Source organism: Acidimangrovimonas sediminis (genome assembly GCF_002871005.1).
Taxonomy (GTDB): domain Bacteria; phylum Pseudomonadota; class Alphaproteobacteria; order Rhodobacterales; family Rhodobacteraceae; genus Acidimangrovimonas; species Acidimangrovimonas sediminis.
Genome location: NZ_PHSN01000016.1, coordinates 173246 through 188912 on the forward strand (window position 1 = coordinate 173246; position 15667 = coordinate 188912).

The window sequence follows — 15667 nt, forward strand, 5'->3', positions numbered from 1 at the left end:
GCGGGCAAAGCCCCCGGGTCCTGTCCTCAGGCCTCGGCGGCCACCGGGTTCGACAGCGTGCCGATACCCGAGATCTCGACCTCGCAGACATCGCCGTCCTTCATCCAGAGCGGCGGCGTGCGGCGCGCGCCCACCCCCCCGGGCGTGCCGGATACGATCACGTCCCCCGGTAACAGCGGCAGGATGGTCGAGCAATAGGCGATCAGCCGCGGGATCGTGGCGATCAACAGCGCGACGTCGGTATCCTGCACGACCTCGCCGTTCAGCCGGGTCTGAAGGTGAAGCGCGGCCGGATCGGGGATCTCGTCCGCCGTCACCATCCAGGGGCCGAAGCCGCCGGTGCCGGCGAAGGTCTTGCCGGGCATGAACTGGTGCGTGTGCTTCTGCCAGTCGCGCACCGAGGCGTCGTTGTAGCAGGCATAGCCCGCGACATGGGAAAGCGCGTCCGCCTCGGAAATCCGCCGCCCGCCCGTGCCGATGATCACGGCCAGCTCGCCCTCGTAGTCGAACATGTCCGATTCCAGCGGCTTGATCAGCGGCGCGCCATGGCCGACCTGGCTGCCCGCGTAGCGGGGGAAGAGAACCGGGTTCGGCGTCTCCTCGCGCCCCGTCTCCTGGATGTGGTCATGGTAGTTAAGGCCAACGCAGATGATCTTGTCGGGGTTCGGGATCACCGGGTCGAGGGTGACCTGATCAAGCGTCAGGTCCGGCGCCGCATCGGCCAGCTTCGCGGCCTCGGGCACGAGGCCCGCGGCGAGGAAGTCGCGCAGGGTCGGGGCGTCGAAGCGGGTCGAGAGATCGACGATGCCGCCCCCGGTGACAAGGCCATGGCCTGCGCGGCCGGCATGGGTGAAGGAACACAGTTTCATTGGTCAGACCATCTCCTGTTCATGGATGTCGATCGGGGCGGGCAGGATCCGCGCCACCAGCGCGGCCAGCCCTTCGGGTGTGTCCGCTGTGCCCAGCGTCTGGCGGTCGGGGCGCAGCACCGCGGCGCGGGCGCCCAGCCGGGCAAGGTGGTCGGCCGCGTCAGAGGTCTCGGACGTGACCAGCACCGCGCCGGGCGGCAGGTTGAGACCCTGCGCAAGGTCTGCCTCGGCCACCACGACCCAGCGGTGCGGGAAGGCCGCGTCAAGCCGCCGGCCATCGGCCAGCCGGGGCTGCCCGAAGAGACGCCCGGCCCCCTCGCCCAGCCCGAGCCCCGGCCCGATCGGCGGCGCGATGCTTTCCATTCGCGCGGTCCCCCCCACGCCGGGAAGCGCCGCGCGCAGGGCCTCCTCGGTGCCGCAGGTGTTGATCAGGCCGCCCAGCCGCACCGCCGTGCGGATGTATTCCCGGGCATTCGGCTTGCGCTCCGTCGCATAGCTTTGCAGCAGCGCGTCGGCCGCGTCCCCCACCACGGCGCCGCGGCAGATCAGCGCCAGCTTCCAGTAGAGGTTGGCCACGTCGCGGATCCCCGCGCACATGCCCTGCCCCATGAAGGGCGGGGTCTGGTGGCAAGCGTCGCCCGCCAGCAGGAGCCGCCCGCGACGCCACTCCTCGGCCACCAGCGAATGGAAGGTGTAGACCGCGGTGCGCTCCAGCTCCGCCTCCTCCGGGGTCAGCCAATCCGACAGAAGCTCCCACACCCGTTCCGGGCGCGCCACCTCGGCGGAGTCCTCTCCGGGGAGCACCGTGATCTCCCACCGCCGCCGCGGGCCCGGCCCGCGGACATAGGTGGCCGGGCGCTCGGGCACGCAATACTGGATCGAGTGGTCGCCGAGCGCGGGCTTGTCGGCGCGCAGGATCGTGTCGACCACCAGCCAGCGCTCGTGAAAGCCCAGATCCTCCATCCCCGTCTCGATGAAGCGCCGCACCAGAGAGCGCGCCCCGTCGCAGCCGACGACGAAGGCGGCCCGCGCGCGCTCCACCCGGCCGCGCGCCATGTCCTCGAACCGCAATTCCACCATGTCGCCGCGATCCTCGACGAGGAAGGCCTCGCAGCGGGCACGCACCGTCACCTCAGGCCGCTCGGCCAGCCCGGCGCGCAGAAGGCGTTCAAGATCCGGCTGGTGGAAGCGATAGCTTGCGCGCCAGCCCTGCGGCCCCTCGCCCTGCGGCCGCGGCCAGTCGAGCAGCAGCCTGCCCGTGGCATCGACGAACCGCATCCCGGGGTTGGCACGGGTCAGCGGCTCCAGCGCCTCGGCAATGCCGGCCCACTGGAAGACGCGCATCACCTCGCCGTCGAAATGCACCGCGCGCGGCAGATGGTAGGCGGCATTCTCGCGTTCCAGCACCAGCACTTTCAGCCCGCATTGCGCCAGAAGATGCGCCAGCGTGGCGCCGGTCGGGCCATAGCCCACGATCGCGACGTCGTACTCTTCCATCAGCCCCGCCCTTCCCTGAGAAGCGCATCGTAGAGCCATGGGCATTCCACCAGCGGCGGCGCCCGCCGCCCCCTCGCCGCCGCGTCGAGGCGCATGTCGCGCAGCCGCTTCCGCCCGCCCTCCTCGGAGAGATAGAGCCGCTCGTGTCCCCAGAAGCTGGGGCCGTCGTGGGTTTCGTGCGGCACCCATGTCTCCGGCTCGATCTGGCGCCCGCCCCACCCGTTCTCGACGAAGAAGCCGGAGGGAGAGTTGGCGTAGTAGCTGGTCATGTAATCGTTGGTATGGCGGCCGAGGGTATAGGCCACGCGTCCCTCTTCCTGCTGGGCGAGGTCGAAGCCCTGGCCCACGTCGTCGAGGTTCCGGAACTCCACCATGAAGTGGTGAAACCCCTGCTGCCCCGACCCCACCATCGCGAAGGAATGGTGCCGCGCATTGAGGTGGAAGAAGTAGAGGCCATAGGGTTTCAGCCCGAAGTCCGAGACGCGAAAGTCGAGGTGATCGCGGTAGAATGGCATCATCACCTCGATGTCCTGCACGTGCAGCACGGCATGGCCCATCCCGAGCGGCCCGGTCAGGAAGCCGTCGATCGGCCGGCCCGGAACGAAGGGATCGTCGGCGATCATCGGCGCGTGAAAAAGCTCCACCCGGTTGCCCATCGGGTCGTGAAACCAGATCATGTCGCGGACGAAGCGGCGGTCGGCCAGCGCGCCGGTGCCCGCGTGCACCTCGACCCCCGCGGCGTCGAGACGGCCCGCATAATGTTGCAGGTCGGCGGCGTCCGAGACCTCGAACCCGAGGAAGGCCAGCGTCTCGCCCGGCTCGTCCGAGACGAGGAGGCGCTGCACCCGGTCGTCCATCCGGAAGGCCAGCGCCTTGCCGCCCCGGTCGATCGTCTGCATCCCGAGGAGCCGGCCCGCGAAATCGGACCAGTCGTCGAGGCGGTCGGACCGCACGCCCAGATAGCCCAGTGCACAGATTGCCATGGTTGCGCCCTCCTGAAGGTTGGCCGGTGTTCGTGATGTCGCCCAGACTAGCCCGGACCTGCCGGGCGTGCCGGGCCGCCGCCCCGTCCGTCCGCTGGGCGGACGGGGCCTGCCGTCATTTCGGCGCGTTGGCGGCCGAGACCTGCTCGGCCTCCTTCAAGACCTTCCTGGCCCCGGCCTTGTCGGTCTGCGCCGCGACCCAGGCCGCAGACGCGCCTTTCAGCGCGGTGTCCCACGCCGTCTGCTGGGCGTCGGAGAGGGTGACGAAATGGATCTTGGGATTCTCGTGGAAGGTCTTGGCGATCGCCGCGTCGGTCGTGTCGACCACATCCGAGATCCAGGTGGCCGCGGCCTTGCCTGACATCTCGTCGATCACCTTGCGGTCGGCCCCGGGGAGGGCGTTGTAGGTGTTGCGGTTCATCAGGATCGCCATCGGCGAGGCGGTGACGCGGGTGTCGACGACATAGGGCGCGACCTCGTAGAGGCGGAAGGTACGGTAGGCATCCATCACCCAGACCGCGCCCGACACCACCCCGCGCTCGAGGTTCTCGTAGACCTGCGGCGCCGGGATCGACACGCCCGAGGCGCCGACCAGCCCCAGCAGCGTCGACCCGAAGCTGGAGGGAGAGCGCAGCTTCAGCCCCTTCATCGCGGCCGGGGTATCGAGGCCCGGCCTGGTCATCAGGAACCGGTAGCCCGGCGTCGTGAACAGCGCGATCACCTTGTAATCGGCGTATTCCTTCTTCAGCGCGCCGTCGGCCTGCAACGCATTCAGAACGGCCGTCCCTTGGGCCGAGCTTTTCACCAGCCCCGGGACCTCGACCACCCCGGTCATCGGAAAGACCCCGGGCGTGTAGGTCGGCACCACCAGCGCCACATCGGCCACCCCCGCCTTCACGAGATCCGCCTGCGCCGGCGGTGCGCCCAGGATCGACCCGGGATAAAGCTTGAACGCATTGCCCTTCGACAGCTTGGCGTTCACCTTGTCGATCCAGACCTGCAGGATCTTGGCCGAATAGAAGCCCTGCGGCGGCTCGAAGCTCGACACCCGCATCTCGCGGGCCGCAGCTACGCCCGGCGCGATCAGAGGCGCCAGCAGGAGCGCCGCGGCGGCGGCGGCTTTCAGCACTCGGTCGAACATTGGGTCTCCTCCCTTTTTGTCCGGTTCAGAAGGCGGTGTAGGGCAGCCAGGTGACGATGACCGGGAAGGCGATGACGATCCCCATGCGAATCACGTCGGCCATCACGAAGGGCGCCACGCCGCGCCAGAGCTCTGTCATGCGAATGTCGGGCTGGGTGGTCTTGAGAACGAAGAGGTTCATCCCCACCGGCGGCGTGATCAGCCCCATCTCGACCACCATCACCGCGAAGACGCCGAACCACACCAGGTCGATCCCCGCGGCCTTGGCGATCGGCACGAACAGCGGCACGGTCAGCAGCAGCATCGCAAGGCTGTCCATCAGCGTGCCGAGGAACAGGTAGATCGCGAACATCAGCAGGATCACCAGCGTGGGTGTCCCCAGGATCCCCGAGAACAACCCGGTCAGCGCGAAGGGCAACCCTGACAGGGCGAGGAAGAAGTTGAAGAGGTTCGCCCCGATCAGCACGAGGTAGAGCGCCCCGCAGGTCAGTGCGGTATCCATCGAGGCCGCGAAGAACCCCCGCCACGACAGCCGGCGGGCCAGCACGCCGTAGCCCAGCACCACCGCCGCCCCGATCGCCGCGGTCTCGTTCGCCGTGAAGGCGCCGGAATAGAGCCCGCCCATGATCAGGGCAAACACCCCCACCGGCGGGGCAAGGTCCTTCACCGCGGCCCGCCGTTCGGCCCGTGCGGCGCGGGCGATGTCCGGCGCGTCCGAGACACCCAGCCGGATCGGTATCCAGATCGCGAGACAGTAGAGCGTGACCGCCACCACGATCGGCCCCGCCGTGGCCAGCAGGAGGGCACGGATCGACTGCTCGGCGATGAAGGCGTAGATCACCAGCACCGTCGACGGCGGGATCAGGATTCCCAGCGTGCCGCCCGCGGCGATGCTGCCCGCGCTGAGCGCGCGCGAATAGCCGGCCGCCTGCATCTCGGGCAGGGCGATGCGCCCCATCGTGGCCGTGGTCGCCAGCGACGAACCCGAGATCATCCCGAACCCTGCCGAGGCGCCGATGGTGGCCAGCGCAAGGCCCCCGCGCCGATGTCCGATCAGCACCGACATAGACCGGTAGAGACGGCTCGACAGCCCGCATTGCGCCGCGAGGTTGCCCATCAGCACGAAGAGCGGCAGCATCGCCAGCGTGTAGTTGGTCACGCTGTCCCACACCGTGGTCGCGCCGATCGCCTCGGCGCCCTGCACCCCGATCACCAGCGCCGCGCCACCCAGCCCGACAAGACCCATCGCCACCGCGACCGGCACTTCCATCAGGATCATCGCGATCGCTGCGGCAAAACCCACGCCGCCCAGCATCAGCCCGCTACCCATCGTGCCCGTGCCTCCGCCATTCCAGCACGAGCCCCGCCAGCGCGGCGACCAGCGCGGCAAGGAAGGTCAGCGCCACGACTGCCCAGAGCGGCGGCATCGGCAGGTTCAGGTCGGGCGTCCGCTCGGGCGAGGCCCACTTCTGCCACAGGTTCACCGCCATGATCGCGCACAGCACCCCGGCGAAGAGCAGCTGCATCAGCGCCCCGAACCGCCCCAGCGGCCGTGCAAAGCGGCCCGGCGCCATCTCGGACAGCAGGCGCGCGGTGACATGGGTGCGCATGGCATAGCTCACCGGGATGGACAGCAGCGCGCCCAGCCCGATCAGCAGAGAGGTCGTCTCGATCGCGGCGGGCACGTTCCGGCCCGCCACGGCGCGCAGCACCACGTCGGCCACCGTCACCCCGGCGCCCAGCATGAAGCAGCCCGCCGCCGCAGCGAGGAAGACGGTCGAGACACGGGGCGCCTTGGAACGGGTCGTCTTGCCAGGGGGCGTCTTGTCACGCGGGCTCATTGTTCCGCCCATCGCGGCCTCCTCACCACCGGCCCCGGCCCGCCCGCACGGATGCAGGCGCCGGACCACCGGCACGAAAATGCCCGTGGCGCACTTGGCGCGTCCTGTCGCATGGTCCCTCCCGGCCCTCGCTGGTCTCCCTGGCTCCTGTCTGGCCCGGCGGGCGCGGGAATACACATGGAGTTGCCAAGGCGTCCGCCTGGCGGACACCTGACCGCGCTGGTCCACCGCCCGCCTGCGGCGCAAGGCGCGAACATCCGCGGCCATCGGACGCGAAGGCGGGCGCGCTTCGGTGCCTGCCACCTTGTTTCCTGTCGAAATACTCCACGGGGGTTCAGGGCACGAAATCTCCGCCGTCCCGCCGCCCTTGGCAGCCGGAGCGGAACGGTCTACGACTTCGAACCAGGCCCGAGGAAACGAGCGATGAAGAAGCAGATCATGCGCGATCCCGTCGAAACCGCCCGGACGCTGTCCGAGGCCCTTCCCTACCTCCAGCGCTATACCGGCGCCGTGGTGGTCATCAAATTCGGCGGCAACGCCATGGGCGACGATGAGGCGATGGCCGATTTCGCCCGTGACGTCGTGCTGATGAAGCAGGTCGGCGTGAACCCGGTGGTGGTGCACGGCGGCGGCCCGATGATCAACAAGCTGCTCGGCCAACTGGGCATCCAGTCGGAATTCGTCCGCGGCAAGCGCGTCACCGACAAGGCCACCGTCGAGGTGGTCGAGATGGTCCTGTCGGGCCTCGTCAACAAGCGGATCGTGCAGGCGATCAACGACGAGGGCGGGCGCGCCGTCGGCATCTCGGGCAAGGACGACGACCTGATGGTCTGCGTGGCCGACGACCCGGAGCTGGGCTTCGTCGGCAAGCCCGTCGAGATGAACGTCGAGATCATCCGCGACCTCTACAGCGCCGGCATGATCCCGGTGGTCGCTCCCGTCGCGACGGGGATGGAGGACAACGAGACCTTCAACGTCAACGGCGACACCGCCGCAGGCGCCATCGCCGGCGCGCTGAAGGCCGATCGCCTGCTCCTGCTCACCGACGTGGCCGGCGTGAAGGATGAAAGCGGCACCGTGGTGACCGAGCTGACCCCCGAGGAGGTCCGTTCAATGACCGAGGCGGGCACGATCTCAGGCGGCATGATCCCCAAGACCGAGACGGCGCTGGCCGCGATAGAACAAGGCGTGCGCGCGGTGACGATCATCGACGGCCGCGTGCCCAACGCCTGCCTGCTGGAACTTTACACCGAGCATGGCGCGGGCAGCATCATCCGATCCAACGCCTCGCAACAGCGCCTCCGGTCGAAGTAGACCCGGGTGGGCGCGTGCGACGCCATCGCCTTTGACACGGTCGCCCGCGACGCGGCGGCGGAACGTCTTGCCGTACTCGGTGCCTTTCACGACGGGGACGGCACGCTGATCCTTCTCGGCCCGGCCGAGCCGGGGTACTGGGCCCATCTGACGGCACAGCCGGAATGGCACGACGGCGCCCCCGACCCGATCGACCGCTGGTCGGCGCGGGTGATCGGCGCGCTTGCCGCCCGGCATGGCGCCGAGGCGCTGTTTCCCTTTGGTGGCCCGCCCTGGCACCCCTTCTATCAATGGGCCCTGAAAAGCGGTCGCGCCTGGGCCTCGCCGGTCCAGCTTCTCGTACACGACACCGCGGGACTGATGGTATCCTATCGCGGGGCGCTCAGGGTGCCCGCGCGCCTTGCCCTGCCCGCACCGCCCTCCGTACCGCCCTGCAAGGGCTGCGCCGCACCTTGCGCCTCCGCCTGTCCGGCGGGCGCGCTCACGCCCCGGGGCTATGATGTGCCCGCCTGCCACGCCTTCCTCGACCGGCCCGAGGGAGGGGCCTGTCGGCAAAGGGGATGCGCGGTCCGGCGGGCCTGTCCGGTCTCGGCCACATCCGGGCGACTGGAGGTCCAGTCGGCCTATCACATGGGGGAGTTCCACCGATGCCCAAGCGCCTGATCCTGATCCGTCACGCCAAGTCGAGCTGGGACGACCCGCTGATGCCCGACCATGCCCGCCCGCTGAACACCCGCGGGCAGCGGGCCGCCGCCGAAATCGGCGCATGGCTGACCTCGCGCGGGTACCTGCCCGACACCGTGCTGTGTTCGAATGCCACCCGCACGACCGAGACCTGGGCGCGGCTGTCCGAACATCTCGAGGGCGCGCCCGAGGCGAAACTGCTGCCGACGCTCTACAACGCCGCCGCCGACGTGATCATGGCAGTGCTGCGCCATGCCGTCGGTGACACGGTCATGGTGATCGGCCACAACCCGGGGATCGCGGAATTCGCGCACCGTCTGGTGGCCCGTGCCCCGCTGCACCCCGAGTTCCAGAAATTCCCCACCGGGGCCACACTGGTGGCCGAATTCGAGATCGACAGCTGGGAAGACGCCAGTTTCGCCAAGGCCGGCGTGGTGGATTTCGTGGTGCCGCGCGACCTGGAGGAGTGACCTCGGGCCGGAACCTCGCCGGTTCGGCGGTGGAGATTCAGCAAATGGTAAGCTTGAGCTCCGATCCTCGCTCCCGGTGAGTCCACCGAAGGAACGGGGCAAGATGCCGTATCTTCCCATGCTGACGGCTTTTCTCGTGGCGCTGGCCGCGGGGGCACTGCTGATCCACATCCATCGCAGGGCCCGCGCACCGGGCCATCGGCGCAGCCGGGTGCCTGGCCACATGTCGGGCCGTGCACCGCGCGGGTCCGACCCGCCGGGCGGGCTGCAGAAGATCCATGACCACGCGGTACCGCGGCTTGGCGGGCTTGCGCTTGCGCCCGGCCTGGCCGCCGGGGCGCTGCTGTCGCCGGAGGTGGGCGCGCTCTGGCCCGCGCTGGCGCTGGCCGCCCTGCCCGCCCTTGCCGCCGGCCTGCACGAGGATCTGACCGGCGCTGGCGGGGTGCGGCTGCGGCTGGCGGCGACGATCATGTCCGGGCTGATCTTCGCCGCGGCCTCGGGCAGCGCGCCGGACCGGCTCGGCCTGCCACCTGTCGATGCGGTGCTGGTGCTGCCGGGGGTTGCAGTGATGCTGGCGGGCGTGGCGCTCGGCGGGGTCGCGAACGCGTTCAACCTGATCGACGGATGCCACGGCCTGTCGGCGGGAACGGCGGCAATCCTCCTGCTCGGCCTGGCCGGGATCGCCGCCGACGCGGGCGACGCCCCGCTTTCCGCCGCCGCGCTGATCGTCCTGGGGGCGGTCGTCGGCTTCCTCGTGCTGAACTTTCCCGGCGGGCGGATCTTCCTTGGCGACGGGGGGGCCTATCTGGCGGGGCTGACGGTGGCCGCGCTGGCACTGGCGCTGCCCGCCCGCAACCCCGAGGTGGCGCCGCTCACGGGCGTTCTGCTGCTGGCCTACCCGATCAGCGAGACGGCGCACAGCATCGCGCGGCGGCGCCACGGCGGGGCGCGGGCCATCGGGCGGCCCGACCTCGGCCATCTGCACAGCCTGACCTACCGGGCGCTGTCCCGGTGGCTCCTGCCGCCCCGGCCGCGCAACGCCTTGACCGGCGCGCTGCTGTGGCTGCTTCCCGCGCTGTCAGCCGCGCTAGCCGTTCTTCTTGCGCGCTCCGGCACCGCCGCGGTGCTGACCGCCACGGCGGGGATCGCCACGCTCTACACCCTGGCCCATGCCGGCGCCTCGGCTGCGGCCGCCCTTCAGCCGGAGCCGGTCGCCGCGGCCGCGCCCCCCGTCACCGCAGAGGAAAGGCCCGCGGAACAGCGCCGGTGACGATGCCGAGGCCAGGTACGGTCAATCCCGGCAACGGCGCGCGGGTGCAGTCCATCCCGCCGGTATAGGCGCCGAACGCGGGCAGGATCAGGTGCCCGGCCCCAACCAGGAACACGGGACGCAGCCGCCCCGCCAGCCGGGCCTTGGGATGGTAATGACCGGAAATGTCGGGCCCTGCACCCGGCCGCGCCACGTGGCGCGCCGCAATCCCGCCGCCGTGCCATTCGGCCAGCGCGGTGCCGAACCCGGGGGTGGTGAGCCCCTCGTGATTGCCCGCGATCCAAGTCCAGTCGGCGCGGGGCTGCAACCGCCGCAGCACCGCCGCATCGGCGGCCAGCAGGCCCTCCGGCCCGGCGGCATCGTCGAACGCATCGCCCAAGCTGATCACCCGGGCGGGGCGCACCGCCTCGATCGCCGCGGTCAGCCGCTCCAGCGTCTCAGCATCGCCCTGCGGCGGCAGCAGCGCGCCGCCGCGGCGCGCCATCCGGTCCGGCCGGCCAAGGTGCAGGTCGGCGACCAGAAGCGCGCGCTCGGACGGCCACCATAGGGCACCGGATCCCAGCGCCTCGAACGACTGGCCGGCAAAGCGGAAGGGCAGCCTCACGCCGCGCCTCCGAAGCCCTGTGCTGCGACGATCTCCGTCCCGTCCAGCGCATCCAGCCCGGCCTCGGCCATCAGCCGTGCCGCTTCGGCCGCGATCAGCCGCTCCTCCCCCGCACCGCGGATGGCCACCCGCCCGGCCTCGAGCAACATCGGCGCGGCCAGCGGCGTGACATGGGGGGCCTTGGCATGGATCACCCTCGGGTTGGCGCGCAGCATCTCCTCGATCCTTCCGTAATCGACCAGCCCGTGCTGCGCCGCCCGCCGCGTGGCTTCCAGCAGCAGGTGGCCAGGGTCGTGGCGGCGCAGGGTGTCATAGAGGATATCGGAGGAGAATGTCACCTGCCGCCCCGATTTCCGCCGCCCCGGCAGGTTGCGCTGGATCAGCCCCGCCACCGTCGCAACGGCGCGAAAACTACGCTTCATCAGGGCGTTGTCGGCAAGCCAGGCGTCCAGCCCCGCGCGCAGATCCTCGGGCGAGAGCAGCGCGGCCACGTCTTCGACCGGGTCCAGAGACCAGATCAGAAGCGCGTAGTCGGTGACGATGAACCCCAGGGGGCCAAGGTTCGCCTCCTCCATCCGCCGGGTCAGCAAGAGGGCCAGCGTCTGGTGCGCGTTGCGACCCGCGAAACCGTAGAGGCAGAGGTACCAGCGATCGCCGCGCGGGAAGGTCTCGGCCACCAGGCAGCCTGGCGCGGGCAGTGCCGAAATCCGCCCCTGCAGGTCAAGCCAATCGGCCAGCGGCGCCGGCAGCGCGGCGTGGGAGGCGCCGATCATCGCCTGCACCCGCCCGGCCAGCGCGACCGTGGTGGCCATCTTCAGCCCGTTGAACACCGCGATCTTCGGCTCCCGCCCGCCTGCGTCCGAGACCTCGACCACCGTCTCGCGCAGCCGGTCGAAGCGCACCACCTTGCCGCCGATCAGGAAGGTATCGCCGGGAGAGAGGGAGGCGGCAAAGCTTTCCTCGATCTCGCCGATCGGCGCGCCGCCACGGCTGCGGCGGCGCACGCTGAGGGTTTCGGGCGCGACGATGGTGCCGACGTTCAGCCGCAGGTCCCGCGCCGCGCGGGGGTCGCGCAGCTGCCAGAGCCCGCCGCGCAGCATCAGCCGTTGCCAGCGGTCGTAGGCCTTCAGCGCATAGCCCCCGGTCACGCAGAAATCGAGGCAGGCGTCGAATTCGGCCCGGCTCAGGTTCGCGTAGGGACCGGCGCGGCGGACCTCGCCGAACAGGGTATAGTCATCGAACGGCCCGGCGCAGGCCGTGAGAAGGATGTGCTGGCAGAGCACGTCGAGCGGGCCGTCGGGGCGAGGTTCGCCATCGAGGTCGCCCTCGGCCACGGCATCCAGCGCGGCGAGGCATTCGAGCCATTCGAACCGGTTCGCCGGCACCAGCCGCGCGCGGGAGGGCTGATCGTAGCGGTGGTTCGCCCGGCCAATCCTTTGCACCAGCCGCTTCACCGCCTTCGGCGCGCCAACCTGGATCACCAGGTCTACATCACCCCAGTCGATCCCGAGGTCGAGCGAGCCGGTGCAGACCACGGCACGCAGCTCCCCCGCCGCCATCGCGGCCTCGACCCGCCCACGGGCCTCGCGGCCGAGCGAGCCGTGGTGAAGGCCGATCGGCAGGTTCGCCGTGTTCACCTCCCACAGCTTCTGGAAGAAGAGTTCCGCCTGGGCACGGGTGTTGATGAAGACCATGGTCATCCGCGCCCCCTCGATCGCGCGCATCACGTCGGGGGCCGCGTAATGGCCGTTGCCGCCGGCCCAGGGCGGCAGCGCCATGGTGGGCAGCAGTGCCACGTCCGGCGCCGGGCCCGGGTCGGCGCGGATCACCCGGGCGCCGCCCATGAAGGCCGCCAGCGCGCCGGCATCCTCGACCGTCGCCGAAAGGCCCGTCACGGAGAGGCCCGGCGCAAGGGTGCGCAACCGGGCAAGGCCAAGCATCAGCTGGTCGCCGCGCTTACCCTCGGCCAGCGCGTGGATCTCGTCGATCACCACGCGGCGGAGGTTGGCGAAGATCTTCGGCGCCTCGGGGTAGGAAAGCATCAGCGCAAGCGATTCCGGCGTGGTCAGCAGGATATCGGGCGGGTCCACCCGCTGGCGCCGCCGCGTGTGGCTGGCCGTGTCGCCGGTCCGGTCCTCGACGCGCACGGGCAGCGACATCTCCTCGATCGGGACCGAGAGGTTGCGGCGGATGTCGGCGGCCAGCGCCTTGAGCGGCGAGACGTACAGCGTGTGCAGCCCCGCACCGCTCCCGGCCAGCTCGACCAGCGAGGGCAGGAAACCCGCCAGCGTCTTGCCACCGCCGGTGGGGGCGATCAGCAGGCTGTCGCCGTCGGCCTCCAGCAGCGCCAGCTGGTGCGGGTGCGGGGACCATCCGCGCGCGGCGAACCAGTCGGCAAAGGGTTGCGGCAGCGCGGTCACGGCGTGACCTCGGGCGGCAACAGCGCGGTAAGCGCCGGAAGGTGGTCGGCCTCAGCCGCGGGCTTGTCCCAGCGGATTCGGTTGATCCGGGGGAACCGCATGGCGACGCCCGAGCGGTGGCGTCTGGAACGGTTCAGCCCCTCGAAAGCCACCTCGACCACCAGCCGGGGTTGCAGCGAGCGAACCGGCCCGAAACGTTCCACCGTGTGGTCGCGGACGAAGCGGTCGAGGCGGCGCAGCTCCTCATCGGTGAAGCCGGAATAGGCCTTGCCTACCGGCACCAGCGCGTCACCATCCCACAGCGCGAAGGTGAAATCCGAATAGAAGCCCGAGCGTTTGCCATGCCCCCGCTGGGCATAAAGGACGACCGCGTCGACTAGCAGTGCGTCGCGCTTCCATTTGAACCACGGGCCGCGGGGGCGGCCGGCGGTATAGGCACTGTCGCGGCGCTTGAGCATCACACCCTCGATCACCGCCTCGGGCGGGTCGGCACGGAGGTTCGCAAGCTCTTCCCACGTCGTGAAATCGAGGATCGGCGAGGCGTCGAAGCGCGGCTCGTCCAATGTGGTCAGCGCCGCCTCCAACCGGGTGCGGCGGGTGTTGAAGGGCAAGGGGCGCAGGTCCTCGCCTTCCCACGTGAGGATGTCGTAGAGGCGCAGGGCCGCGGGGTGGCGCGTACGCATGGTCTTGCCCGCGCTCTTGCGGTTAAGCCGCTTCTGCAGGTCGGCGAAGGGGGCGACGACCTCGCCGTGGCGGATCAGCAATTCGCCGTCCAGCGCGCCCTCGAACGCCATCCGTTCGACGATGTCGGGAAAGGCCGCGCTAATGTCCTCGCCCGTCCGGGTATAAAGCCGTGCGGTGCCCTGTTCGGCCACCGCCTGAACACGGATGCCGTCCCATTTCCATTCGGCTGCGTACTCGGCCGGGTCGAGAGGGTCGAGTTGTTCGGCATCGGTCGGGGTCGACAGCATGACCGGCCGGAACGGCGCCAGCGCGGCGGCCTCGGGGCGCGGGCCGCCCTCCAGCCAGGCAAAGAGCTCACGATAGGGCAGTTCGAGACCGTGCCAGACCTCCTCGATCTCCTCGACCTCCGGCGCGCCGACCCGGGCGAGCGCCGCGCGCGCAAGCCGGGCCGAGACACCGACCCTCAGCCCCCCGGTCGCCAGCTTCAGGAGCGCGAGGCGTTCCGAAGGGCCGAGGGTGTCGAGCCAGCCCGCCAGTTTCTGCCCTGCCTCGACCCGGCCCAGGGCCGAGAGGCTCTCGACCGCGTCGGCAAGCCTTAGATCTCCCTCGGCGCCGGCAGCGGGCCAGATCAGCGCAACGGTCTCGGCAAGGTCGCCCACGTAGTCGTAGGAGAGCGCGAAAAGCTCCGGATCCACCCTTTCCTCGGCCAGCCCGCGCAGAAGGGCGGGTTTCACCCGGCCAAGCGACAGATCGCCGGTGAGCGCCGCTAGCGCATAGCCGCGGTCGGGATCGGGGGCGTCGCGGAAATACCCCTCCAGATGCGCGAGCTTGGCGTTGCGGCCGGGGGTGAAGGCCAGACGTTCCAGCAAGGCGGCAAAGGCCTTCATTCCGCCTCCTCCTCGTACCCAAGCAGGCGCAGCGGACGGGCGCGTCGGCCGGTGAGATCGGCCCAGCGCATCAGCGCGTCCTCGCGGCCATGGGTGATCCAGAACTCGGCCGGGTCCAGCTCCTCCACCGTAGCGGTCAGCTGGCCCCAGTCGGAATGGTCCGAGATCACAAGCGGCAGTTCCACGCCGCGCTGCCGCGCCCGCGCGCGGATCTGCATCCACCCCGAAGCAAACCCGACCACGGGGTCGGCAAAACGCTGCACCCAGGGCGAGGCGAAGGCCGACGGCGGGGCAAGGACGATGGCGGAGGACAGCGCCCGCGCCTCGGCCCTGTCCATCGTCGCGGGGCGCAGCTCTCCCAACGGGATACCCTGTTCGACGTGGTAATCGCACAGCCGCTGCAAGGCGCCGTGGATGTGGATCGGCGCGTGCCACCCGGCCTGCCGCAGAAGCATGATCAGCCGCTGTGCCTTGCCCAGAGCATAGGTACCGATCAGGTGCGGGCGCTCGGGGAAGGCTGCGACGGAGGCGAGAAGCCGCGCGATCTCGACCTCCGGCGGAGGATGGCGGAAGACCGGCAGGGCAAAGGTCGCCTCGGTGACGAAGAGGTCGCAGGGCACGGGCTCGAACGGCGCACAGGCAGGGTTCGCCGTGCGGGTGTAGTCGCCCGAGACCACGGCGCGCCGACCGCCTGCCTCGATCACCACCTGCGCCGATCCCAGCACGTGGCCCGCGGGCACCAGGCGCACCCGGGCGCGGCCCATGGTAATCTCGCCGTCCGCCACCTGGGTCTGGCCGGCGAAATCGGCGCCGTAGCGGATTGCCATGATGTCGAGGGTCTGGCGGGTGGCCAGCACCGCGCCGTGGCCTGCACGGGCGTGGTCGGCATGGCCATGGGTGATGATCGCCCGCGCTACCGGGCGATGCGGGTCGATATGCGCCCCCAGCGCCGGGCTGAACAGGCCCTCGGGGGTAAGATCCAGAAGCGGCTCGGTCATCGCCG

The 15667-nt window shown here is 70.3% G+C and carries 14 protein-coding genes; 4 read left to right on the forward strand and 10 right to left on the reverse strand.

Annotated elements, in window-relative coordinates:
- Nucleotides 1-26: 26 nt before the first annotated feature.
- From CVV76_RS15630 to CVV76_RS15655, 6 genes are all read right to left on the reverse strand, one after another.
- On the reverse strand, nt 27-869 hold the full coding sequence (locus CVV76_RS15630; protein ID WP_102225600.1) for a fumarylacetoacetate hydrolase family protein: 843 nt from the start codon (nt 867-869) through the stop codon (nt 27-29).
- A 3-nt stretch (nt 870-872) separates the two neighbouring features.
- Nucleotides 873-2366 (reverse strand): bifunctional 3-(3-hydroxy-phenyl)propionate/3-hydroxycinnamic acid hydroxylase MhpA, encoded by a 1494-nt coding sequence (gene mhpA, locus CVV76_RS15635; protein WP_102225601.1) that lies wholly within the window; start codon nt 2364-2366, stop codon nt 873-875.
- Nucleotides 2366-3349 (reverse strand): VOC family protein, encoded by a 984-nt coding sequence (locus CVV76_RS15640; RefSeq protein ID WP_102225602.1) that lies wholly within the window; start codon nt 3347-3349, stop codon nt 2366-2368. The genes mhpA and CVV76_RS15640 overlap by 1 nt, the downstream gene beginning before the upstream one ends.
- Before the next feature lie 115 nt (nt 3350-3464).
- Nucleotides 3465-4490: a TRAP transporter substrate-binding protein gene (locus tag CVV76_RS15645; protein ID WP_102225603.1), complete on the reverse strand. Its 1026-nt coding sequence runs from the start codon at nt 4488-4490 to the stop codon at nt 3465-3467.
- Between the two features lie 25 nt (nt 4491-4515).
- Nucleotides 4516-5820 carry a TRAP transporter large permease gene (locus tag CVV76_RS15650; RefSeq protein WP_102225604.1) on the reverse strand — a complete coding sequence of 435 codons (1305 nt, stop codon included), beginning with the start codon at nt 5818-5820 and terminating at the stop codon, nt 4516-4518.
- The gene (locus tag CVV76_RS15655; RefSeq protein WP_233192977.1) at nt 5813-6343 is read right to left on the reverse strand and encodes a TRAP transporter small permease; all 531 of its coding nucleotides are present in this window, start codon (nt 6341-6343) and stop codon (nt 5813-5815) included. The genes CVV76_RS15650 and CVV76_RS15655 overlap by 8 nt, the downstream gene beginning before the upstream one ends.
- 423 nt (nt 6344-6766) lie before the next feature.
- Between CVV76_RS15655 and argB the strand changes: the two genes are divergently transcribed.
- The 4 genes from argB to CVV76_RS15675 all read left to right on the forward strand — a co-directional run bounded on the left by argB (nt 6767) and on the right by CVV76_RS15675 (nt 10069).
- On the forward strand, nt 6767-7645 hold the full coding sequence (argB, locus tag CVV76_RS15660; protein ID WP_102225638.1) for an acetylglutamate kinase: 879 nt from the start codon (nt 6767-6769) through the stop codon (nt 7643-7645).
- A 6-nt stretch (nt 7646-7651) separates the two neighbouring features.
- A complete protein-coding gene (locus CVV76_RS15665) occupies nt 7652-8308 on the forward strand; it encodes a ferredoxin (RefSeq protein WP_233192978.1) in 657 nt (218 codons plus the stop codon).
- A complete protein-coding gene (locus CVV76_RS15670; protein ID WP_102225606.1) occupies nt 8293-8799 on the forward strand; it encodes a SixA phosphatase family protein in 507 nt (168 codons plus the stop codon). Before CVV76_RS15665 ends, CVV76_RS15670 begins: the two co-directional genes overlap by 16 nt.
- Nucleotides 8800-8902: 103 nt before the next feature.
- Entirely contained in the window at nt 8903-10069 is a 1167-nt protein-coding gene (locus CVV76_RS15675; RefSeq protein WP_102225607.1) for an MraY family glycosyltransferase, read from the forward strand.
- On the opposite strand, the gene pdeM is transcribed toward CVV76_RS15675, so the two are convergent.
- The 4 genes from pdeM to CVV76_RS15695 are packed head-to-tail and all read right to left on the reverse strand — an operon-like array spanning nt 10032 to nt 15662.
- Complete coding sequence (gene pdeM, locus CVV76_RS15680; RefSeq protein ID WP_408607886.1) at nt 10032-10667, reverse strand: ligase-associated DNA damage response endonuclease PdeM; 636 nt, start codon at nt 10665-10667, stop codon at nt 10032-10034. The genes CVV76_RS15675 and pdeM overlap by 38 nt on opposite strands.
- Before the next feature lie 2 nt (nt 10668-10669).
- Nucleotides 10670-13093 carry a ligase-associated DNA damage response DEXH box helicase gene (locus tag CVV76_RS15685; RefSeq protein ID WP_102225609.1) on the reverse strand — a complete coding sequence of 808 codons (2424 nt, stop codon included), beginning with the start codon at nt 13091-13093 and terminating at the stop codon, nt 10670-10672.
- Nucleotides 13090-14664: a cisplatin damage response ATP-dependent DNA ligase gene (locus CVV76_RS15690; protein ID WP_102225610.1), complete on the reverse strand. Its 1575-nt coding sequence runs from the start codon at nt 14662-14664 to the stop codon at nt 13090-13092. Before CVV76_RS15690 ends, CVV76_RS15685 begins: the two co-directional genes overlap by 4 nt.
- Nucleotides 14661-15662 carry a ligase-associated DNA damage response exonuclease gene (locus CVV76_RS15695; protein ID WP_102225611.1) on the reverse strand — a complete coding sequence of 334 codons (1002 nt, stop codon included), beginning with the start codon at nt 15660-15662 and terminating at the stop codon, nt 14661-14663. Before CVV76_RS15695 ends, CVV76_RS15690 begins: the two co-directional genes overlap by 4 nt.
- Nucleotides 15663-15667 lie beyond the last annotated feature (5 nt).

What these genes read in the sequence shown, in the direction of transcription:
- CVV76_RS15645 (WP_102225603.1), bottom strand. Translation starts at nt 4,490, where the DNA reads ATGTTCGACCGAGTGCTGAAAGCCGCCGCCGCCGCGGCGCTCCTGCTG.
- CVV76_RS15695 (WP_102225611.1), bottom strand. Translation starts at nt 15,662, where the DNA reads ATGACCGAGCCGCTTCTGGATCTTACCCCCGAGGGCCTGTTCAGCCCG.
- CVV76_RS15640 (WP_102225602.1), bottom strand. Translation starts at nt 3,349, where the DNA reads ATGGCAATCTGTGCACTGGGCTATCTGGGCGTGCGGTCCGACCGCCTC.
- CVV76_RS15650 (WP_102225604.1), bottom strand. Translation starts at nt 5,820, where the DNA reads ATGGGTAGCGGGCTGATGCTGGGCGGCGTGGGTTTTGCCGCAGCGATC.
- mhpA (WP_102225601.1), bottom strand. Translation starts at nt 2,366, where the DNA reads ATGGAAGAGTACGACGTCGCGATCGTGGGCTATGGCCCGACCGGCGCC.
- CVV76_RS15630 (WP_102225600.1), bottom strand. Translation starts at nt 869, where the DNA reads ATGAAACTGTGTTCCTTCACCCATGCCGGCCGCGCAGGCCATGGCCTT.
- CVV76_RS15675 (WP_102225607.1), top strand. Translation starts at nt 8,903, where the DNA reads ATGCCGTATCTTCCCATGCTGACGGCTTTTCTCGTGGCGCTGGCCGCG.
- CVV76_RS15670 (WP_102225606.1), top strand. Translation starts at nt 8,293, where the DNA reads ATGCCCAAGCGCCTGATCCTGATCCGTCACGCCAAGTCGAGCTGGGAC.
- CVV76_RS15655 (WP_233192977.1), bottom strand. Translation starts at nt 6,343, where the DNA reads ATGGGCGGAACAATGAGCCCGCGTGACAAGACGCCCCCTGGCAAGACG.
- CVV76_RS15690 (WP_102225610.1), bottom strand. Translation starts at nt 14,664, where the DNA reads ATGAAGGCCTTTGCCGCCTTGCTGGAACGTCTGGCCTTCACCCCCGGC.